This window comes from Dethiosulfatibacter aminovorans DSM 17477, assembly GCF_900142005.1.
Classification (GTDB): Bacteria; Bacillota; Clostridia; order Tissierellales; family Dethiosulfatibacteraceae; genus Dethiosulfatibacter; species Dethiosulfatibacter aminovorans.
This window is the reverse complement of the sequence record NZ_FQZL01000026.1, coordinates 22,465-43,304: the sequence shown is the minus strand read 5'-3', so window position 1 is coordinate 43,304 and position 20,840 is coordinate 22,465. Positions and strand designations below refer to the sequence as shown.

General features: G+C 40.6%; 21 protein-coding genes. All 21 read left to right on the top strand.

Annotation, left to right across the window (positions count from 1 at the left end; all coding sequences use genetic code 11):
* The first annotated feature begins 42 nt into the window (after positions 1-42).
* The 21 genes from rsxC (at position 43) to BUB05_RS14200 (ending at position 20,657) form a co-directional block, all read left to right on the top strand.
* Positions 43-1,371 carry an electron transport complex subunit RsxC gene (gene rsxC, locus BUB05_RS14300; protein ID WP_073050299.1) on the top strand — a complete coding sequence of 443 codons (1,329 nt, stop codon included), beginning with the start codon at positions 43-45 and terminating at the stop codon, positions 1,369-1,371.
* A 14-nt stretch (positions 1,372-1,385) separates the two neighbouring features.
* Positions 1,386-2,333, top strand: a complete 948-nt coding sequence (locus BUB05_RS14295) for an RnfABCDGE type electron transport complex subunit D (protein WP_073050298.1) — start codon at positions 1,386-1,388, stop codon at positions 2,331-2,333.
* Positions 2,330-2,923, top strand: coding sequence for an RnfABCDGE type electron transport complex subunit G (locus BUB05_RS14290; protein ID WP_073050297.1), 594 nt, complete (start codon positions 2,330-2,332; stop codon positions 2,921-2,923). Before BUB05_RS14295 ends, BUB05_RS14290 begins: the two co-directional genes overlap by 4 nt.
* A gap of 14 nt (positions 2,924-2,937) precedes the next feature.
* On the top strand, positions 2,938-3,558 hold the full coding sequence (rsxE, locus tag BUB05_RS14285; protein WP_073050296.1) for an electron transport complex subunit RsxE: 621 nt from the start codon (positions 2,938-2,940) through the stop codon (positions 3,556-3,558).
* Positions 3,558-4,133, top strand: a complete 576-nt coding sequence (gene rsxA / locus BUB05_RS14280) for an electron transport complex subunit RsxA (RefSeq protein WP_073050295.1) — start codon at positions 3,558-3,560, stop codon at positions 4,131-4,133. Before rsxE ends, rsxA begins: the two co-directional genes overlap by 1 nt.
* Before the next feature lie 12 nt (positions 4,134-4,145).
* Complete coding sequence (gene rnfB / locus BUB05_RS14275) at positions 4,146-5,120, top strand: RnfABCDGE type electron transport complex subunit B (protein ID WP_073050294.1); 975 nt, start codon at positions 4,146-4,148, stop codon at positions 5,118-5,120.
* Between the two features lie 372 nt (positions 5,121-5,492).
* Positions 5,493-6,377 carry an agmatinase gene (gene speB / locus BUB05_RS14270; protein WP_073050293.1) on the top strand — a complete coding sequence of 295 codons (885 nt, stop codon included), beginning with the start codon at positions 5,493-5,495 and terminating at the stop codon, positions 6,375-6,377.
* On the top strand, positions 6,377-7,882 hold the full coding sequence (locus BUB05_RS14265) for an aminotransferase class I/II-fold pyridoxal phosphate-dependent enzyme (RefSeq protein WP_094762970.1): 1,506 nt from the start codon (positions 6,377-6,379) through the stop codon (positions 7,880-7,882). The genes speB and BUB05_RS14265 overlap by 1 nt, the downstream gene beginning before the upstream one ends.
* 103 nt (positions 7,883-7,985) lie before the next feature.
* A complete protein-coding gene (locus tag BUB05_RS14260; RefSeq protein WP_073050292.1) occupies positions 7,986-8,360 on the top strand; it encodes a NusG domain II-containing protein in 375 nt (124 codons plus the stop codon).
* 78 nt (positions 8,361-8,438) lie between these two features.
* Positions 8,439-8,948 (top strand): Gx transporter family protein, encoded by a 510-nt coding sequence (locus BUB05_RS14255; RefSeq protein WP_073050291.1) that lies wholly within the window; start codon positions 8,439-8,441, stop codon positions 8,946-8,948.
* Positions 8,949-8,954: 6 nt separating this feature from the next.
* Positions 8,955-9,197: a DUF4321 domain-containing protein gene (locus tag BUB05_RS14250; RefSeq protein WP_175548574.1), complete on the top strand. Its 243-nt coding sequence runs from the start codon at positions 8,955-8,957 to the stop codon at positions 9,195-9,197.
* A 6-nt stretch (positions 9,198-9,203) separates the two neighbouring features.
* On the top strand, positions 9,204-9,791 hold the full coding sequence (locus BUB05_RS14245) for a Maf family protein (RefSeq protein ID WP_073050313.1): 588 nt from the start codon (positions 9,204-9,206) through the stop codon (positions 9,789-9,791).
* Positions 9,792-9,870: 79 nt separating this feature from the next.
* A complete protein-coding gene (gene radC, locus BUB05_RS14240; RefSeq protein WP_073050289.1) occupies positions 9,871-10,539 on the top strand; it encodes a RadC family protein in 669 nt (222 codons plus the stop codon).
* A gap of 12 nt (positions 10,540-10,551) precedes the next feature.
* Entirely contained in the window at positions 10,552-11,571 is a 1,020-nt protein-coding gene (gene mreB, locus BUB05_RS14235) for a rod shape-determining protein (protein ID WP_073050288.1), read from the top strand.
* Positions 11,572-11,582: 11 nt separating this feature from the next.
* Complete coding sequence (gene mreC, locus BUB05_RS14230; protein WP_073050287.1) at positions 11,583-12,419, top strand: rod shape-determining protein MreC; 837 nt, start codon at positions 11,583-11,585, stop codon at positions 12,417-12,419.
* Positions 12,416-12,913 (top strand): rod shape-determining protein MreD, encoded by a 498-nt coding sequence (mreD, locus tag BUB05_RS14225; RefSeq protein WP_073050286.1) that lies wholly within the window; start codon positions 12,416-12,418, stop codon positions 12,911-12,913. Before mreC ends, mreD begins: the two co-directional genes overlap by 4 nt.
* A 49-nt stretch (positions 12,914-12,962) precedes the next feature.
* Positions 12,963-16,214 (top strand): penicillin-binding transpeptidase domain-containing protein, encoded by a 3,252-nt coding sequence (locus tag BUB05_RS14220; protein ID WP_139258029.1) that lies wholly within the window; start codon positions 12,963-12,965, stop codon positions 16,212-16,214.
* A complete protein-coding gene (locus tag BUB05_RS14215) occupies positions 16,207-16,920 on the top strand; it encodes a P-loop NTPase family protein (protein WP_073050284.1) in 714 nt (237 codons plus the stop codon). Before BUB05_RS14220 ends, BUB05_RS14215 begins: the two co-directional genes overlap by 8 nt.
* A 331-nt stretch (positions 16,921-17,251) precedes the next feature.
* Entirely contained in the window at positions 17,252-18,796 is a 1,545-nt protein-coding gene (locus BUB05_RS14210) for a biotin/lipoyl-containing protein (protein ID WP_073050283.1), read from the top strand.
* A gap of 17 nt (positions 18,797-18,813) precedes the next feature.
* On the top strand, positions 18,814-19,488 hold the full coding sequence (locus BUB05_RS14205; protein ID WP_073050282.1) for an ABC transporter ATP-binding protein: 675 nt from the start codon (positions 18,814-18,816) through the stop codon (positions 19,486-19,488).
* The gene (locus tag BUB05_RS14200; RefSeq protein WP_094762967.1) at positions 19,488-20,657 is read left to right on the top strand and encodes an ABC transporter permease; all 1,170 of its coding nucleotides are present in this window, start codon (positions 19,488-19,490) and stop codon (positions 20,655-20,657) included. Before BUB05_RS14205 ends, BUB05_RS14200 begins: the two co-directional genes overlap by 1 nt.
* The last annotated feature ends 183 nt before the right edge of the window (positions 20,658-20,840 follow it).

The window sequence follows — 20,840 nt, the reverse complement described above, 5'->3', positions numbered from 1 at the left end:
ACAATAAGGGAAATGTATTAATAATCAAGAGGTGAATTTTATATGAGCAAAAATGGGTTAACGTTTAGAGGCGGTATACATCCTCCTCATTTCAAAAAGCAGACGGAAACTAAGGCCATTGAAGCGGCACCGGTTCCATCTGTTGTAGTTATACCTTTGGCGCAGCACATAGGCGCACCCTGTGATCCTGTGGTAAAGGTGGGAGATTCAGTTAAAGTTGGTCAAAAAATTGGTGAATCTCAAGCATTTGTTTCATCTCCAATACATTCAAGTGTATCTGGAACTGTCAAGAAGATTGAATTGAGACAGTCTCCGGGAGGAGCAAAGGTAAAAAGTATTGTAATCGAGTCTGACGGTCTTATGACTGTTGACGAATCAGTGAAGCCGAGAGGTACTGTTGATTCTCTATCTCCAGAAGAATTGAAGGGAATCATCAAGGAATGCGGACTCACAGGAATGGGTGGAGCAGGTTTTCCAACCCACGTGAAGTTGAGTCCTCCAAAGGAAAAGCCAATTGATATAGTTATTATCAATGGTGCGGAGTGTGAGCCTTATCTGACTTCGGACCACAGGGTTATGCTTGAAATGCCTGAAAAGGTTGTTCAGGGAACTCTTGCGGTAATGAAGGTTCTTGGAGTGGAAAAAGGAGTTATCGGTATCGAGGGAAACAAGCCTGATGCCATCAAGTCTATGAAAGATGCAGTGAAGGACTATCCTGCACTTTCTGTTGCAGAGCTTCAGACCAAGTATCCACAGGGTGGAGAGAAAAGTTTGATCTTTGCAGTTACAGGAAGGGAAGTACCTTCAGGCGGTCTTCCAATGGATGTTGGAGCTGTTGTTCAAAACATCAGTACAGTTGCCGCAATCAGCGATGCAGTACTTACTGGAATGCCTGTTGTTGAAAGAGTAGTGACAATTACAGGAAGTGCGGTGAAAGAGCCCAAAAACCTTATGGTAAAAATGGGTACAAGCTTCAATGAAGTTGTTGAATTCTGCGGAGGTTATACTGAAGACCTTGGCAAGATAATCAACGGTGGTCCGATGATGGGTATCGCCCAGTATACGGGAGAGGTTCCTGTAATAAAGGGTACATCAGGAATACTTGTACTTAACAAGAAAGATGCGGAAAGGCCTCAAGAGTCGAACTGCATCAGATGTGGGAAATGTGTGGACGCATGTCCTAGCGGACTGCAGCCGTTCATGATAAGCAAGAACACTCTTCTTGGAAGATATGAAGAGGCGGAAGCTTACAATGCCATGGATTGCATAGAATGTGGATCATGTTCCTTTGTATGTCCAGCAAAGAGACCTCTTGTTGATGCTATAAGAATCGCCAAGAAGGAAATCATCGCAAAGAGAAAAAGAGGTTAGGAGGATAGTTGAAAATGAATAAAAGATTATTTGCTTCATCTTCCCCGCATATCAGATCAACCGAGACGACTACTTCGGTAATGCTGGATGTTGTTATTGCACTTGTGCCTGCCCTGATTGCAAGTGTGTACTTTTTCGGACTCCAGTCAGCCTTTATAATAGCACTGTCTGTTGGTTCTGCAGTGGGAACTGAAGCCTTAATACAAAAAATAAGCAAGCAAAGAGTTACAATAAATGATTTAAGTGCTGTTGTTACAGGACTTCTTCTGGCATTCAACTTGCCGCCAATGGTTCCATGGTGGATACCTGTAATTGGTTCAGCAGTTGCAATTGCAATAGGAAAACAGGTTTTTGGAGGTCTTGGAAACAACTTCATAAACCCTGCATTGGCAGGAAGAGCCTTTCTTGTTGCTTCATGGCCTGTACAGATGACATTCTGGTCTGCTCCGGGAGCAATGGCGGATACTATTTCCGCTGCTACGCCAATGGCGTTGCTTAAAGCTTCTGACGCCGGCATTCAGCCGCTTTCAGATGTTATCGTAGGTAGAATTCCAGGATGTCTTGGTGAAACTTCGGCAATACTTCTTATATTAGGTGGAATTTACCTGCTTTACAAGAAAGTTATTTCATGGAGAATACCTGTTGCATACATAGGTACTGTAGCGGTTCTAGCATTGATATCTACAGGTTTTGATCTTACAGCCACATCATATCACGTATTTGGTGGCGGTCTTATGCTTGGAGCAATTTTCATGGCAACGGACTACGTTTCAAGTCCTGTATCCAAAAAAGGGAAAATCGTATTCGGTATAGGATGTGGTGTTCTTACCATGCTTATAAGATTGTACAGCAGTTCTGCAGAGGGTGTATCTTATTCTATCCTCTTCATGAATGTTGCTACTCCTTTAATCGAGAAATATACTGCACCAAGGGTGTTCGGTACGGGAGGTGCTAAAAAATGAAAAATGAAATAGTAAAATTAGGATTCATGCTGTTCCTTATTGCTGCAATAGCAGCAGGAATACTGGCATTTTCAAATGGTGTTACTTACAACCTCATTGTAGCTACTGAGGAAGCTGCAAGTTCGGGACCTGAAGTTGCCGGAGCTGTAATTCCAGGAGCAGTCGGTTTTGAAAATATGGACAGCAGTCTAATAGAAAAAATCTCCTCTGAAAATGAGAAGTTTGTGGATGCAAGGACAGTTATTGATGAAAGTGGAAATCAGGTTGGTTATGCCGTGAGAACATTAAGCACTGTAGCGGGTTACGGCGGAGACATTGAGGTTTTTGTTGGAATTTCAATGGATGGAGAAGTGGCCGGACTTAAGGTTCTTTCACTATCTGAAACACCAGGACTTGGTACAAATGTTGAGAAGGTTGATTTTCAGGAACAGTTTATTGGTAAACCTGTTGATACCGAACTTGTTATAGTTAAGGTTCCGCCTTCGGCAGACAATGAGATAAGTTCTCTTGCAGGTGCAACTTTTTCATCAAAGTCGTTTAACAGTGCCGTCAACAATGCAATGTTGATCTACAACGAATATATCAAATAAGAGGAGGGTCTGAAATGAATTATATGAAAACATTTAAAAATGGTTTATTGGATGAGAACCCTACTTTTGTTCAACTTTTGGGTATGTGTCCAACTCTGGCTGTTACTACTTCAGCCATCAACGGTATGGGTATGGGATTGGCTACTACTGTAGTTTTAATAGGTTCGAACCTTGTTATATCCCTGCTGAGAAAAGTAATACCTGATAAAATCCGTATTCCGGCTTTTATCGTAATAATAGCGACTTTTGTTACAATTATCGACATGTTCATGCATGCATATGCATACAGTCTTTACAAGTCTCTAGGACTATTTATACCACTGATAGTTGTTAACTGTCTGATTCTTGGTAGAGCGGAATCTTACGCTTCCAAGTCGGCAGCATTGCCTTCAATTGTGGATGCAGTGGGAATGGGCCTTGGATTTACAGGAGCCCTCACAATACTTGGTGCTGTAAGAGAATTGCTTGGTGCCGGAAGTCTTTTTGGACTTGATGTAATGGGCGCAGGATTCAAGCCTGTTCTTGTAATGATACTTCCACCGGGAGCTTTCCTTGCTCTTGGACTTTTGATAGGTCTTGTAAACTATGTGGCCAATCAGAAGAAACTTAAGAAGATTGAGAAGGAGGCACAATAATGGGATTGTTTAGTATATTTATTGGTGCAGTACTTGTAAACAACTATGTACTGTCTAAATTCCTCGGTATTTGTCCTTTCCTTGGAGTATCGAAAAAGGTGGATACAGCTCTTGGTATGGGTGTAGCGGTTACGTTCGTTATGACCCTGGCGTCAATAATCACGTACCTTGTACAGGTGGCGGTTCTTGACAATTTCGGACTGGGATATCTTCAAACTATTGCCTTTATTCTTGTAATAGCGGCACTTGTTCAGTTTGTTGAGATGTTCCTTAAGAAATCAAGCCCTTCTTTATATGAAGCCCTTGGTGTGTTCCTTCCATTGATTACTACAAACTGTGCAGTTCTTGGTTTGGCAATAATCAATATCCAGGAAGGATACAACCTGATTGAAACAATAGTAAACTCTTTAGGTGCGGCAATAGGATTTACAGTAGCAATAGTATTGTTTGCAGGTATAAGAGAAAGACTTGAAATAGCAGATGTACCTGAATGTCTTAAAGGATTCCCTATAGCATTGATCACAGCAGGATTGATGTCGATAGCCTTTTTGGGATTTTCAGGCCTGTCATTATAGGAGGTGGGTCAGATGAATGGAATAGTAACAGCAGTAGGTGCACTTGGTGGACTGGGATTGGCATTTGGAGTAATTCTTGCGATAGCTTCAAAGGTCTTCCATGTTGAAGTTGACCCTAAGATAACAGAAGTAAGAGATGCTCTTCCTGGAGCTAACTGTGGAGCCTGCGGATTGCCTGGATGTGATGCACTGGCGAAGGCTATCGTAGCTGGAGATGCTCCTATAACTGCTTGTCCAGTCGGTGGAGAAGCAAGTGTGGAAGCAATAAGCAAGATCATGGGTATTGAAGCGGCAGCAGGAGAAAAAATGGTTGCAAGGGTTCTGTGCAAGGGTAACTACGACAGAACGGAAAAGAAATATGAGTATCAGGGAATTGCTGATTGCAAGGCTTCAGCAATGATACAGGGTGGAGACAAGGCTTGTTCTTTCGGTTGCCTTGGAAACGGATCCTGTGTAGAGGTTTGTCCTTTCGATGCAATACGTGTTGTAAATGGTGTTGCAATAGTGGATCCTGAGAAATGTACAGCCTGCGAGAAATGTATAAAGGAATGTCCTAAGAATATTATAGAGCTTGTTCCTTACAAGCAGAAAACTGTAGTTGACTGCTCAAACCATGAGTTTGGAAAGACTGTTAAGGAAGAATGCAAGGTGGGCTGTATCGGATGCAAGATTTGTGAAAAGGCTTGTCCTTTCGATGCAATCACTGTAGTTGACAATATTGCAAGAATAGATTACGAAAAATGTACAAACTGCATGGTTTGTGCAGAAAAGTGTCCTACAAAGGCAATAACGGCATTGCTTGAAGACAGGAAGAAGGCAACAATCATAGAGGACAAATGTATTGGATGTACTATTTGTGCAAAAAACTGTCCTGTCGAGTGTATTTCAGGAGAGCTCAAGGGAGTTCATGTTGTTGACCAGGACAAGTGTATAGGCTGCGGCGTATGCTACGATAAGTGTCCAAAGGATGCAATCGAAATGAGATAATCAAATATCAGAAAACAAAGCGAGTCCTTTTAACAGAGGGACTCGTTTTTTTTATGCTTTATTATTTTACTGTTTGTTTAGTATTTGTAAACTGAATTTTTGTTGCAATTGAAATATTTAAGAAAAAGCGAGATTTTAGCGCCCCAAACACGGTTATACCAATGCTTTTAAACTGCATGTAAAAAAGTGTGAATTGAGAATATTTTGTATTGACTTTTTTTGAAAAAATGTTATATTTAATTCTGGTAAATTTTAATATTAGTATTACTAAACTTTGGTGTGGATTTTTGGAAAATGGACAATACAATCCACACATGGCCGAAATATGGATATGCTTTATGCTGTCCAATTATGTGAAGGAGCTGATAGAGGATGTTGAATAGGGAGTTTGGCAGTTTTGCAGAGTTTGATTCTGGATATGATGATGCAGAAATAGTTGTATTTGGGGCGCCTTTTGACGGCACCACCTCCTTCAGGCCAGGAACCAGATTCGGTCCGGAGGCAATAAGAAAGGAGTTCTACGGACTTGAGACCTACAGTCCATATCTTGATATGGATATGACGGATTATAAATTCCACGATGGCGGGGATGTTGAAATCCCGATTGGGAACATTGAAAAATCCCTTGAGAATATACATGGTGCAGTTTCCTCAATTGTTGGGGACGACAAGATACCTTTTATGGTCGGAGGAGAGCATCTGGTTACCTATCCGTCATTTAAGGCGGTATGGGAAAAATATCCGGACGTGTATCTTATTCACTTTGATGCTCATGCAGATTTGAGAGACGATTACCTGGGAGTGAAGCTGTCCCATGCAACGGTTATAAGGCGGTGCTGGGATTTGGTTGGAGACGACAGGATTTTCCAGTTCGGAATCAGGTCAGGAGATAGAGAAGAATTCAATTGGGCAAAAGAGCACACTACAATGGAGAAATTCTCAATAGATAGCCTGAGTGAAGTTGTAGATAACCTGAAGGGAAAAAAAGTATATGTAACTATAGATCTTGATATATTGGATCCTTCTGTTTTCCCGGGAACAGGAACTCCGGAGCCAGGAGGAATATCCTTTGGCGATATGACTGGAGCCATCGGGAAGTTGAAGGGACTGGATATAATCGGCATGGATATTGTGGAGCTTTCACCCCACTACGACAATACGGGAATATCCACGGCGGCAGCCTGCAAGATCATGAGAGAATTGGCTCTTGCGGCAGTATCGGAAAAATTTGATAGAAAGGAAATAGAGGTGGAATAATGGAAAAACAATTTGATATTCTGACCAATAACATAATATATATTAATGAGGTTTCTGAGAATAAACATGACAGGGCACCTCTCCTTGACGCCATGATGAAATACAGGGACAGCAAATCAGTGCCCTTCGATGTTCCTGGGCACAAGTTTGGAAGAGGGGCTGCGGATCTTGCAGGAATTTATGGAGAGGAAATATTGGCCCTTGATTTCAACTCGATGAAATGTCTGGATATATTGTCCAATCCTGTATCTGTAATTAAGGAGGCTGAGGCTCTTCTTGCAGATGCATATGGGGGAGACCATGGATTCTTCGTTGTGAATGGCACAAGTGCAGCCGTCAGAAGCATGATAATGGCTGTCTGCAAACCGGGAGAAAAGATAATTGTTCCCAGGAATGCCCATAAGTCTGCCATCAGTGGCCTGATAATGTCGGGTGCCATGCCTGTATACGTACAGCCGGAATACGATAAAAGTCTTGGTTTGTTCCATGGCATGGACACTGATTTTGTGAAAAAGGCTATTGACGAGAATCCGGACGCCAAGGCGGTTTTTGTTATCAATCCGACTTATTATGGAGCAGTATCGGACCTCAGGGAAATTGTTGATTATGCTCATGATAGAAATATGGCTGTCATTGTAGATGAAGCTCATGGTGCTCATTTGAAATTTCATGGCGATTTGCCTCCAAGTGCTATGGAAGCGGGGGCGGATATTGCATCAATAAGCACCCATAAGACTGGAGGCTCAATGTCTCAAAGCAGTGTAATAGTATCCAGGGAAGGGATGGTTTCTGCATCAAGGATAAGAAGCTGTCTCAATATGAACGGTACTACCAGCTCCTCGTATATTCTTATGGGAAGCATAGATTCTGCCAGAAGGAACCTTGCCCTCAGAGGAGAGGAAATATTTGACAGGATACTTGAACTCTGCAGATGGGCAAGGGATGAAATAAACAAATTGGACGGATTTTACGCATTCGGGAAAGAAATAAAGGGACTTCCGGGAGTTTATGACTTTGATGAGACAAAGCTGGTAGTCAATACATGTGGTATTGGGATGACGGGATTTGAGCTCTATGATTTGTTGAGAGATGAATACAACATACAGCTGGAGCTGGGAGATACATATAATGTACTTGCCATAATTAGTCTTGGGGACAGCTGGCATCAGTTGAGCAGACTTGTTGAAGCACTAAAGGATATATCTTCAAGGAAATACGGCATAAAAAAGGTTGTCAACCATCTTAAGGATGTGGGCGAGCTTGAATGCAGGATGACTCCAAGGGATGCATATTACAGCAATACGGAAACCGTAGCCTTCAGGGAATCGGCAGGAAGGATAAGCTGCGAGTCCATAATGGCATATCCTCCAGGCATACCAATAGTCATTCCCGGAGAGGTAATAACTGAAAATGTAATAGAATATGCGCTGTTCTTAAAGGAAAACAATGCTCTAATTACAGATATTGAGGACAATGGCCTTGAATCTATAAAGGTCGCGCTATAGAAATGAAACCCCTGATAACTTATTATGAAAGTTGCAGGGGTTTTGTACTATTGTCGTCTTGTAAATGAAAGTCATTAGTGTTAAACTATTTGAAGGTGATTTCATGACTAAATGGGATAAGATATTGATAGTTTTAATACTTGTGTCAAGTGTATGTGCATTGTTTTTTATTAGTGGCATGGCCATGAACTATGACAACAGGTATGTAAAAATAAGTGTGGACGGTGAATTGTACAAGCTGTATTCACTGGATGCTACATTGGAAAAGGAAATAATCATAGAAACTGACAAGGGAACCAATGTGATCCATATTGAAAAAGGGTCCGTCCATATGGCGGAAAGCACATGCCCGGACAAGACCTGTATCAAGCAGGGAAGTATTGATAGTCCCGGTGAAATAATAGTATGCCTTCCAAACAAGGTAATTATTGAAATTATAGGAAATAATGAATCAGGTCCTGATACGGTGAGTCACTAGACCGGCTAGGCTGCTTACCTGCAGCTTGAGAAAGTAAAAGCCGGAATTCAATTTAATAAATATTGACGGTGATGGTTTATGAATACAAGAGAATATATATTTTTGGCCCTTCTTACTACAGGCGCACTGGTACTTAGCATACTTGAGGGGATGATTCCCCTTCCTTTCATTGCTCCGGGAGCAAGGCTTGGACTGGCAAATATGGTTATACTGTCGGTTATTGTTGTTTTCGGCTTCAAGAAGGGACTTACAGTTGCGATTTTAAAAAGCATACTTGTCCTTCTGGCAGTAGGGAATCCAATAGGGTTTTTGTATTCCATTTCAGGAGCCATACTGAGTGTAGTAGTTATGCATTTGGCTTACAGATATCTCAGTGGCTGCTTAAGCCTTATAGGTGTAAGTGTCCTTGGAGCCTTGGCACATAATACCGCTCAGGTATTTGTGGCAGCGGCGGTTCTTGAAAATATGAAGATATTGACCTATTTGCCTGTAATGTATATCGTTAGTCTTTTTACAGGCTGCTTCGTAGGTTATGCAAGTATTTTTATAGTTGGAAATTTGAAGAAACAAATTAGTATAGGATGGTAGAACATAGTGAAAAAACATAATATTATACTTTGGATATTTATAATAGCAGCAGGTTCTATAATAGGAAATATCATTGGGGATGCCTTGTCAGGGGTGATTCCTGTTTTGAAATTGTCTGAGTCCATATCATTTGGACCGGCTACTCTTGACCTTAGCTTTTTCGATTTCACCATGGGTTTCAGCTTCAATATAAATCTTGCAGGTGTAATAGGAATCATTGCAGTGATTCTGATATTCAGGAAGATGTAGGTGCTTATGGATAAGATATTACTGGCATCCAAGTCGCCTAGAAGAATTGAAATACTGGGGAAATACTGCGACCTTGAAATAGTTCCCGCACAAATAGATGAAGTCTGTCATACTAAAATGAGGCCGGAAGAGTTTGTAATGGCGCTTTCTCTTAAAAAGGCACTTCATATAACTCATGAAGAAGAGAAAAAGGGTCTTATAATTGCCGCTGACACAATAGTATATAAGGATGATATACTAGAAAAACCCAAGGATAGAAATGATGCATTCAGAATGCTTAAATCCTTAAGCGGTGACAAACATTATGTTTATACGGGTTTTTCCATAATGGATGAAGAAATACCATTGAGAATCATAGATTATGATGTGACGGAAGTGGAATTTTATGATCTTGGCGATGATACGATAAACAGCTACCTTGATACTGAAGAGTATGTGGACAAGGCAGGTGCCTACGGCATCCAGGGTTATGGTGAACTTCTGGTAAAATCAGTCAAGGGTTCCTATGCCAATGTAGTAGGTCTTCCGATGGGAAAAATCAATCAAATATTAATCAAATACTTCAACAAGAATTTGTTGGACAAGACAGAGTAACTATGTTACGTTAGCCGCCAAAGCGGTCAAACAAATCAAATTTGGGGGGATTGGATTGGAGAATAGACATTATACTATAATGGAACTGCCCTCGGAGGACAGACCAAGGGAAAAACTGCTTAGCCAAGGTCCCGATACGCTTACGAATTCGGAACTTATTGCGATTATTCTGAGAGTAGGAAGTGCAAAGGATACTGCAGTTGATCTTGCACGAAAGATACTCAACCATGATGGAAGAGGTCTTAAGAATCTTCTAGACACAGGTCCGGAATTTTTATGTACCTTTCACGGTGTCAGCGATGCAAAGGCGGCACAGCTTCTTGCTGCCGTGGAGTTGGGTAAGAGGGTTGCGAGACTTGAGCCTGGAAACAAATACAAGATATCATCTCCGGGAGATGTATCGTGCTATCTTATGGAAGATATGAGATATTTGAAAAAGGAGCATTTCAAGACTGTGCTGATGGATACTAAAAACCAGATCATAGATGTGGTGACGGTATCTATTGGAAACTTGAATTCTTCCATTGTACACCCAAGAGAGGTGTTCGCAGAAGCAATAAAGAAATCCAGCGCTTCCATGATACTGGTTCATAATCATCCCAGCGGAGATACAAAGCCAAGCAGGGAGGATATTAATATAACCGAAAGGCTTGTGGAAGCTGGCGATATAATGGGAATAAAGGTACTTGACCATATAATTATCGGAGACGGCAGTTATTTAAGCTTCAAGGAAGAGAATATAATCTAAAGGGAGAAATAAATGGCATTATTTGACGGATTATCCAAAAAAATTGGTATAGATCTTGGGACAGCCAATACTCTTGTCTACATGAAAGGCAAAGGAGTTGTTATAGATGAACCTTCCGTTGTTGCTGTTCAAAGGTCGACAAACAAGGTTATAGCAATAGGGGCCGACGCCAAGGCGATGCTTGACAGGACGCCTGAAGATATATTTACTGTGAGGCCTCTTAAGGATGGCGTAATAGCGGATTTCACCATCACACAGGTCATGTTGAGATACTTCATTAAAAAAACGTTAAAGACATTTCAGCTTATAAAACCTGTAATTGTAATAGGCATTCCATCAAAGGTTACTGCTGTTGAAAAAAGAGCGGTTGAGGAAGCTGCAGAGTCTGCAGGTGCAAAAAGGGCAATGCTCATTGAGGAACCTGTCGCAGCAGCAATAGGTTCAGGTCTTGATATTTATGAGCCATTTGGAAATATGGTGATAGATATCGGTGGAGGGACTACGGATACGGCGGTTATTTCCCTGGGCGGCATAGTGGAGAGTGAGTCTCTGAAGCTAGGTGGAGATGCCATAGATGAAGCCATTAAGACCTATATAAGATTTAAGCACAACATGCTTATAGGATTCAAGACATCTGAAGAGATAAAGATTGAAATGGGTAATGTGATTGACGGTATAATCGATGAAGATGAGTGTATTAAGGATGTTACTGGAAGAGATCTGATAACGGGACTTCCAAAGACCGTAAAGGTAACTGATGATCAGATAAGAGAAGCAATAAAAGAGCCGGTAGAAGCAATAGTGGCTTCAATAAAAAGGGTCCTGGAGGTCACTCCTCCCGAACTTGCTGCGGATATTTCACTAAACGGAATAACAATGACCGGTGGTGGAGCTCTTCTTAGGGGCCTTGACAAGCTTATTACCCAGGAAACGGGTATAGAAGCGACTGTTTCTGAAGATCCTCTTGGATGTGTAGCAAGAGGTACTGGCGTAGTTGTAGAGAATTTGATGAAATATAAAAGTATTTATTAAAGGTGGTATTTTTGCATAATAATAAAAGAATCATAAGAATAATTTTTGTTTTAATAATACTGTTTCTTATAGCATCAATAGGATTGAGCTCTTCGCAGGGAAATATGTCAAGCCCTGCGGGCATTGCAGGAGCAGTATTTTCTCCTGTCCAGAAGGTTTTTTATTCCATAGGGCAGACCTTTTCCAATTCTTTTGAGTCTATACTCAACATATCAAAAATCAGGGAAGAAAACCTGCAGCTGAAGGAGAAAATGTACAGTCTTCAGGAGGAGAACCTGGAGTTGAAATATCTTGTAAACAATTCGGCTGCTCTTACAAATGCATATGAAATGCTTAGAACCGTAGAATATGACTTTGTTAGAAGTCAAATCATATCAAGGGATATTGTTAACTGGTTTGGAAGGTTTACCCTGGATAAGGGAAGTAGTGATGATATTAATGTTGACGATATAGTTATTCAGGCAATGAAGACCGATGACGGGATAATAAGGGTTGGCCTCATAGGAAAGATTACTGATGTTGGACCGAACTGGTCCAAAGTTGTTGCAATAAATGATGTGAACAGTAGTGTCAGCATAAAGATATTAAGAACTAATGAAACCGGAGTCATAAGCGGAACTATTGAAGGTGAGACGGAAGGTTATATGTTCAAGCAGACTGAGGATTTAAATATTGGAGACCAGGTTATGACATCGGGACTTGGAGAAATATATATTCCAAATCTGTACATAGGTGAAATATCAAAGATCGAAAAAACTTCTGATCTTTTGACCGAAAAAATCACAGTTGATACATCCGTTGATTTCGAGAAACTGTTTGAAGTATATATCATAAGGGTGGAACGATGATGAAGAATATGATATTTTATTTGATTCTACTGGTTTCATTTATTTTCCAGTCAACCATTTTGCAGTTTATTACTGTCTTTGGGGTTGTAGTAAACCTTACCCTTGTGATGCTTGTCGTCATGTCCCTGCAGACAAATGAAATTTATGGAGGAACACTGGGACTTATGCTTGGCATGCTCAATGATCTTTTATATTATCAGAGTTTTGGGATAAATTCTCTGATATTTCTGATTATCGGGTTTTCTCTAGGAAGCTTGTCGGAAAACGTGTATAAGTTTGATTTTCTTACAAATTTTTATTTTACCGTAGCGGCAACTGTAGTTTTTCATCTTATGTTCTATATGATAAACTATTTTTTGAAAATTGATTCGGCTTCAATCATATATATGATTAGACCTATAGTTATAGAATTGGTTATGAGCGTTATAATATTGGCGCCGATACTTAAACTTGAAAGATATATTTTCAAGGAGCTTAACATAAAATTCGAATAAAGTGGTGATCCAAATAAGTATTTTTGATATAAAAAACAGATTTAACATATTGTTCTACATTATACTCCTTATGCTTCTTGTATTGGCTTTCAGGCTGGCATCCCTTACAATAGTCCAGGGAGAGGCATACAGAACCGAGGCTGATGTAAAGACAATAAGGGATATTCCCATAAAGGCTCCCAGGGGAAATATCTATGACAGAAACGGAATCCTCCTTGCCGGAAATGTACCGAGTTTTACCGTGCAGATGAGAAAGGACGATATTGACAGTGAAGATCTCAACGACACTGTTCTCCTTCTTGCGGAAATCCTTGACAGAAACAATGAAACCATACTTGATGAATTTCCAATTGAGCTTAACAGCATAGTGTTTGATTCGGACTACAGCGTTTCTGAATTCTATTATCCTGAGGAGAAAGTGGAGGCTCTTTTCATTGAACACGGTCTGGTGGAAGAAATTTTCACAGCTGCGGAAGACTTTGAATCCCTAATTGATCTTAAGGAAAGAATAAGCTTCATAATGAACAAGGAGATTGAGGATTTTCCTGTCTCCTATAAAAACGGAGAGTATTATTTTACAGACATCACAATAGAGGGTGTGACACCGGTGCAGTATATCATTGATGCCGTATATGAGGACGGCAGAATACTCGGGAAATATCTGACAAATTCTGAAATCAGACTCATGATGTTTAATATCCTCTATGAAAACAACCTGGTTGAAGGTCTTGAACTGGTGCCCTATTCCTTCACCTACGACAACGACTACTATGCAATAAAGAAGGATCTTGTAACAAGGTCTGAATACATAGATTTCACAACTGATGCAAAATCCGACTTTTCTCATCTTGTGAGACAGTACTGCTATGATGATTTTTTCAGGAATGTCTTTGTTGCAGATGAAGAAAATATCATGCCCGGAGTGACTCTTTACGACAAGGTTATGGAGCTGAATCCTGAGCTACCCATAGTCTACACTGTCGACGAGGAGCAGAATGTTGTATATTTCAATTTTACAAACAATGAAGAGAAGAACGAATTCCTTCTTCAGGAAGGATATTCTGAAGAAGCGACGGCATACAGCATACTTGTCGAATATGCAATTGCCGGCAATATGGATTTTGACATCATAACTTCGGACGAGGTCAAATATTATGCACAGGAGGCCCTACTCGCATATATCAATCCGTCCATATCAGTATCAAGATGGGAGTATACATCTGTAATCAAAAAAGTCAACTGGGTCGAAGGGAATTTGGGGAGTGTTGATGATGACAGTATTTCCGCTCAGAATGTCTTCCGTGACCTCAAGGAAAATGCAGGGTTTGAAGTTGACATAAGCGACTATCTGGCAAGAAAGGTTTTTGCCATAAAGGAAAGATATGTAAAGCAGGGATATCTCGCATACCACCCAATTGATATTTCCTACGGTGTTTCTGAAAAGACTGTGGCACTTATATCTGAAAACTACGACAAGCTCAAGGGTGTGGAGATTACAGTTGAACCTCTTCGATACTATCCATACAAGGAATCTGCTGCCCATATCCTTGGGTATCTTGGAAGGATTTCCCAGGACTATGAGATAGAGAAGTATATAAATCAGGGAGACTATTCAAGGGATGACATAATAGGAAAGACAGGAGTGGAGGAAAATTTTGAATATCTTCTAAATGGCACAAAGGGTAGCGAGACATTGAAGGTTGATGTTTACGGCAATCGGATAAGTACCGTTGAGACAGGTGAGCCTGTACCGGGCAACAACCTTTACCTGACTATAGACATCGATCTTCAAAGGAATGCTGAAAAATACCTTGAAAGGGCCCTTGAAGAGATACAGGTTGGAGGAGTTTTCGAAAGCAAGTGGGGAGACTTCAAATTCGACAATACCTACAAGAATGCAGTTTCGGGAGCGCTGGTTGCTCTGGATGTCAATACCGGAGAAGTTCTTGCCATGGTCAACTATCCATCCTATGACCCCAATCTGTTTTCGACAGGAATTTCGCAAAACGACTGGCAGGATCTTTTGAATGAGTCGAAGAACCCGCTGGCGCCAAAACCTCTCTACAACATATCCATGCTGACAGCAATTCAGCCCGGATCGACATTCAAGATCATAACAGCGCTGGCAGCTCTGGAAAAGGGTATATCACCTTACGAACAGATTTATTGTGCAGGTCACATGGAAATTGGAAGCCAGACATTCGGATGCTGGATATGGAACATGTATAAGGGACTTCATGGATATGAAAACATGTTTGATGCCATAAGGGATTCGTGCAACTTCTATTTCTTTAGCGTAGTCCTTGGAGAAAACAAGGCTACAGGGGAAAGGGTATCAGTCAAGGTTGAGCTTGAAGACATACTGTCCATGGCTGAACAGATGGGACTGAACGACAAGACAGGAATAGAGATTTCCATTCCCAATGAGGTGTCGGGAAGACTTCCTGATCCTGATACAAAGATAAACAATATAAAATATTTCCTCAGGTTATATCTGGATGATGAAATCGAGAATTTTGTAGTTGAAGGAACAACGATAAATGATGATGAAAAGGAACAGATAGTAAATGAAATCGTGTCATGGGTGAGGGGAAACGAGCCTATGACCAGGACTGAGGTTTTTGACAGTCTTGGAAAGCTGGGACTAGACCCTGAGATGAGAAATAACAGGGGAATCCCTCTTGGAGATATAATAAAGTATACTTATCTGAATCAGGCGGTGTGGAATGATGGAGACACCATGAATATCAGTATAGGTCAGGGAAGCAATGCATATACGCCCATACAGATGGCAAACTATATTGCCACTGTTGCAAACGGAGGATACAGACATAATGTCAGCGTAATCAAGAAGGGAACCACCTACAATGAAGACAGGGTAACCTATATGCCTGAAAGGAATTCTGAAAGGATAGATTTGTCGGACTATTCATTCCTTGATACGGTAACAAAGGGAATGGTCATGGTATCGGAGAATACAGGGGGCATGTACAACAACTTCCCCGTTGCTGTTGCATCAAAGACAGGAACGGCTGAAAAGGACGGCTTGAATCCGGAAACGGGAGAACCCTATGACGACTTTGGATGGTATGTTGCCTTTGCGCCTGCAGATGATCCACAGATAGCAGTGGCATCGGTTATATTCCAGGGAGGTTCTGGAAGATTTCCTGCTCCCGTAGTCAGAGAAGTGATAGGTGACTATTTGAATCTAAAATCAGAAGAAGAACTTGAACAGGAAGCCCTGGAGGCTGAATTGGAAGCCCAGGCGACAGAAGCGGAAGAGGGAGGAACCAATGAGTAAATTTTTACTTGTAACTTCATGTGAGGAACAGCAGGGAAAGACAGTTCTTTCACTTGAACTGGCAAAGAAGCTTGCAAAGAATAACAGTGTCGTATATGTGGACATATCGGGTTCGACAAAAAATGCATCCGTCTATCTGGGATATGACATGAACATAATATATGACTATGTGGATCTTGTTGACGACACATGCAGCCTCGACGAGGGTAAGATATCGGCGGAGGTCGAGGGTTCGGTTTTTGACATGATACCAACTCCCAGGCTTGAAACCAAGAAAGCGGAGGGAAACAAGATCTTCGGTAAGCTATTCATGATACTAAACGATAAATACGACTATGTAATAATAGATGGAAGCAGCATCAGGGACGAAAAGGACATTATGGACTACAGTGTCCTTGACAGGATACTTCTCATAACGGAAAGCAGAATCGAGGACATCGGAAGAATGAACACCTGCCTTAATATAATAGGCAAGGAAAATGCAGGCAATATACTGTACCTCGTCAACAAGTACATGAAGAAGGAAGGAAAGAAAGGAACCATGTTTACACCAAAGGAGCTTGAAGACATGATAAACCTGAAAAGTGTAGGTCATATAGAGTTCGACCTCAACTATCAGAAAGTAGGCAACAGTTATGTCGAGAACAAAAACCTGCTGACAGGAATCGAAAGCACCGCAGACAGGATAATTGAAAAATTGAGCTGACAGAAGTCTATTTTAAATAAAATAGCTATAGGACACCTGTAAAACGGCAATGAGTCAATGCATGCCTGTTTTGCAGGTGTTTTTTTATTGCCCGATACTTGTTACAATTTTGTAAGATTGCACAGGACGAAATATGTTGACCCGAACTGTACTATGTGCAATAATACAGTAGGAACTGTACTATGGAACCCAGTACAGTTCCTACTGTATTATATTTCGGATGAAGTTAATGATATATTTAGTTTCAGACTAATGAATACTTGGTTTTAGATTAATTGATTTTTAACTTTAGGAAACTATAATTGATATGCAATAAAACTTGGAGGATGACATGAAAAAGAAAAAAATCACTAAAAAGAAACTGATTATTGCAGCAGTAGCTGTTATGGTATGTTTTTCACTGGTGCAGTATTTCAGCAGTAAAAAAACTGAAGGAACTGAGCTTGCAGACACCAGTATGGAGATGACATATGTAGTTGAAAAAACGGATATGAGAAAAATTATTACAGGAACGGGGCAAATAAATCCTTCCGATATAAGGATAGTGTCTTCAGACAAGAAGGGAACTGTCGGGGAGGTATTCGTAAGAGAAGGACAAATGGTGGATAGAGATGAAATGCTTGCTCGCTATGAAATTGAAAGCGATGATGAATCCAAGCAGCTAAAGATAGACTCGGCAAGGTATGACCTTGCCCTTGCTAGGAAGAATCTTGATGATCTTAAACTAAAAGCTGACAATTTGAAGATATATGCTGACGAAAAGGGAGCAGTGAGTTTTTTCAATGATGAAGGAGACATGGTGTCGGAAGGCATGACTTTGGGGGAATTGTCTGAAGTGGACATACTTAAGGTACAGTCGTATTTCACAGGTGAGCAGTTGGACAGCATATATATTGGAGACAAGGCTGAGGTGTTTCTTTCCGACTACCTTATAACTCTTGAGGGTAAGATTGTGTCAAAGGATAATGTTCCTGTTGCCAATGGCGGAGGGTCCATAGGATATCTGGTGGAAGCTGAAATAGAGTATGAGGGAGCCTTAAAGGAGAGTTCTCCTGTAAAGATAACAGTTGTCAATTCAACGGGAAAATACACATCACCTTTTACAGGGGAATCAATACCCAAGGACAAGATAGCCATAAAGGCAGAGGCCAGTGGCGTAGTAAAAAAAGTCCATGTTGGAAATGGAGATCTTGTTGAAAAGGGTCAGCTTATAGCTGAACTGGAAAGTGACGACTTGGAGTATAGGATTGCAGAACAGAAGCTTTTTGTTGAGCAGAAGAGGCTTAACCTCAATGAGCTTGACAATGAAAGCTCTTCAGTGGATTCGCCAATTGCAGGAACCATATTAAATGTCTTTGTTGATGAACAGGGATATGTTGAACCTGGGGCACAGCTTTTTGAAGTGGCTGACCTGGAGGACATGGAAGTTGTCCTTGGTGTTGACGAGCTTGACATAATGAATGTGTTTGAGGGACAAAAGGTAAGCATTGACTGTCCTGTCTTCGCAGATGAGGAGTTTACAGGGGTTGTTGAATCAATATCCTTGAAGGGAAACGGAAGCAATGGTGTTACTAAATATGATGTGACAGTGTCCATAGATGACAGAAAAAAACTTATGGCGGGCATGAATGTTAATGTAGAAGTGGAAATTGCAGACCTTAAGGGTATAGTGGCGGTTCCTGTTGAATCTGTTTCAAAGACTGACGGAGAGTATTTTGTTACTGTAATGGATGGTGAAGGAAACAGAATTGAGAAAAAGGTTGGAACAGGTATAGCCAACAATGAATATATTGAAATAACTTCAGGACTGGAAATTGGAGATACAATATATTACGAAGTATATTCGATGGACATGTCTTTCGATTCCAGGTTTTAAGGTGTCTGGAGGGTGATATGATAGATATTAGCAATGTTACAAAGACATATATAATGGGTGAGATGGAGCTTCAGGTTCTCAAGGGAATATCTTTGAAAGTGGAAGAAGGAGACTTTACTTCCATAATAGGACCGTCAGGATCAGGCAAGTCAACTCTTATGAATATACTTGGTTGTCTGGACCTTCCTACTACGGGGCAGTATCATCTGGATGGAAAGGAAATATCCACATACAGCGAGGATGCTTTGGCAATGATAAGGAATGAAAAGATTGGGTTTGTGTTCCAGAAATTCAATCTTTTACCTAAACTCAATGCCTATGAAAATGTTGAACTTCCCCTTGTATACAGAGGTGTCAAGCAAAAAGAAAGAAAGGGAAGAGTGGAAGAGGTCCTTGAAAGTGTTGGACTTTTCGGCAGGATGGACCACAGACCTTCGGAACTTTCAGGAGGCCAACAGCAAAGGGTTGCCATTGCAAGAGCACTGGTAGGAAACCCTGCCGTACTTCTTGGAGACGAGCCTACTGGAAATCTCGATAGTAAATCGAGTGAGGAGGTAATGAGTATCATTGAAAAACTCAATGTTGACGGTAAAACCATAATACTCATTACCCATGACAATGAGGTTGCAGAGCGGGCTAAAAAACAGATAACAATCAGAGACGGCTTGATTATGGACAGGAAGGTGATCTAATGAATATGAGCTTGAAAAATACACTTAAGATGTCCTTTAAATCAATATTTTCAAACAAGATGAGGACTTTTCTGACCATGCTTGGAATAATAATAGGGGTATTTTCTGTAATTGTAATAGTGTCCCTTGGACAAGGGGCCAAGGCTGATGTGACTTCAAGTATTGAAAGCATGGGAACCGACATCATGAATGTGAGCATATATTCCGACAACAGCCTAGACAACAGCAATCTTGATGAGATAGAGGATTTGGAAGGTATATTGAAGGTTTCACCTGAAATCAACAACTATGAACATGTAAAGAATGAAATTGAAGATTTGGAGTATACCAACATATATGGAGTGGATGAAGACTATCTTGATTTCCAGAATTACAAGATTGCTTATGGAAGATCACTTACACCAGTGGATGTGGACTACCGTAATCAAGTAGCCATTATAAATTCTGATGTTGCTGGCAAGTTGTTCGGAAAATCAGACCCCCTTGGAAGGAAAATATTGATCAAGGGAGAAAGTTATACTGTAGTGGGAGTATTGCAGGAGAAGAAGGCTTCAATGTTTATGGGAAGCGACAATATGATTTTTATTCCATATACCACTGCAATGAGAAAATTTAACATAAACACAATAAAGAATGTTACAATTCAGACTGATATGGATTGCGATGCAGAATCCGTGAAGAAGGGAATTGAAGATTACCTGGCAAAGAATCTTGTGGACAAGGAGGGGTTCTATGTGCACTCCCAGGAGCAGATGATGGATGAATTCAACAAAATTTCAAACATGCTGACATTGGTACTAGGTGGAATAGCAGGGATCTCCCTTCTTGTTGGAGGTATAGGCATAATGAACATCATGCTTGTGACTGTAACTGAAAGGACAAGGGAGATTGGAATAAGAAAGGCAATAGGAGCAAGAAGGATCAATATAATGATACAGTTTATCATAGAATCAACAGTAATAAGCTGTATAGGAGGATTCATAGGAACTGTGTTGGGGATAATTGCAAACAAGATTATTTGTGGAGTAATAGGTATTGATCCTGTAGTCAACATACAGGTTGTAGCTGCTGCTGTAGGATTTTCTCTCTTTGTAGGGATTTTCTTTGGAGTCTATCCTGCAGGGAAGGCATCAAAGCTTAAGCCTGTTGATGCCCTGAGATATGAATAGCAGAGACGAACAGATTGATTGTTGTATAATTAAATATACAATCTGAGGGATTCTCCGGTGTTTACAACCGGGGAATCCTTTAGTTTTCCTTAAGTTCTTGATTTTTAAGATTCATTTAAGGAAACTCCAATAAAATTTAGATATAAGATTAATACAAATATTCAAATAAACAGTATTTGAAAA

Bases quoted from the DNA above. Each gene is read 5' to 3' on its own strand.
- rsxC (WP_073050299.1), top strand. From the start codon at position 43: ATGAGCAAAAATGGGTTAACGTTTAGAGGCGGTATACATCCTCCTCAT.
- BUB05_RS14260 (WP_073050292.1), top strand. From the start codon at position 7,986: ATGACTAAATGGGATAAGATATTGATAGTTTTAATACTTGTGTCAAGT.
- speB (WP_073050293.1), top strand. From the start codon at position 5,493: ATGTTGAATAGGGAGTTTGGCAGTTTTGCAGAGTTTGATTCTGGATAT.
- mreD (WP_073050286.1), top strand. From the start codon at position 12,416: ATGATGAAGAATATGATATTTTATTTGATTCTACTGGTTTCATTTATT.
- mreB (WP_073050288.1), top strand. From the start codon at position 10,552: ATGGCATTATTTGACGGATTATCCAAAAAAATTGGTATAGATCTTGGG.
- BUB05_RS14265 (WP_094762970.1), top strand. From the start codon at position 6,377: ATGGAAAAACAATTTGATATTCTGACCAATAACATAATATATATTAAT.
- rnfB (WP_073050294.1), top strand. From the start codon at position 4,146: ATGAATGGAATAGTAACAGCAGTAGGTGCACTTGGTGGACTGGGATTG.
- BUB05_RS14205 (WP_073050282.1), top strand. From the start codon at position 18,814: ATGATAGATATTAGCAATGTTACAAAGACATATATAATGGGTGAGATG.
- BUB05_RS14215 (WP_073050284.1), top strand. From the start codon at position 16,207: ATGAGTAAATTTTTACTTGTAACTTCATGTGAGGAACAGCAGGGAAAG.
- BUB05_RS14200 (WP_094762967.1), top strand. From the start codon at position 19,488: ATGAATATGAGCTTGAAAAATACACTTAAGATGTCCTTTAAATCAATA.
- BUB05_RS14255 (WP_073050291.1), top strand. From the start codon at position 8,439: ATGAATACAAGAGAATATATATTTTTGGCCCTTCTTACTACAGGCGCA.
- BUB05_RS14210 (WP_073050283.1), top strand. From the start codon at position 17,252: ATGAAAAAGAAAAAAATCACTAAAAAGAAACTGATTATTGCAGCAGTA.
- BUB05_RS14290 (WP_073050297.1), top strand. From the start codon at position 2,330: ATGAAAAATGAAATAGTAAAATTAGGATTCATGCTGTTCCTTATTGCT.
- BUB05_RS14295 (WP_073050298.1), top strand. From the start codon at position 1,386: ATGAATAAAAGATTATTTGCTTCATCTTCCCCGCATATCAGATCAACC.
- rsxA (WP_073050295.1), top strand. From the start codon at position 3,558: ATGGGATTGTTTAGTATATTTATTGGTGCAGTACTTGTAAACAACTAT.
- radC (WP_073050289.1), top strand. From the start codon at position 9,871: ATGGAACTGCCCTCGGAGGACAGACCAAGGGAAAAACTGCTTAGCCAA.
- rsxE (WP_073050296.1), top strand. From the start codon at position 2,938: ATGAATTATATGAAAACATTTAAAAATGGTTTATTGGATGAGAACCCT.
- BUB05_RS14245 (WP_073050313.1), top strand. From the start codon at position 9,204: ATGGATAAGATATTACTGGCATCCAAGTCGCCTAGAAGAATTGAAATA.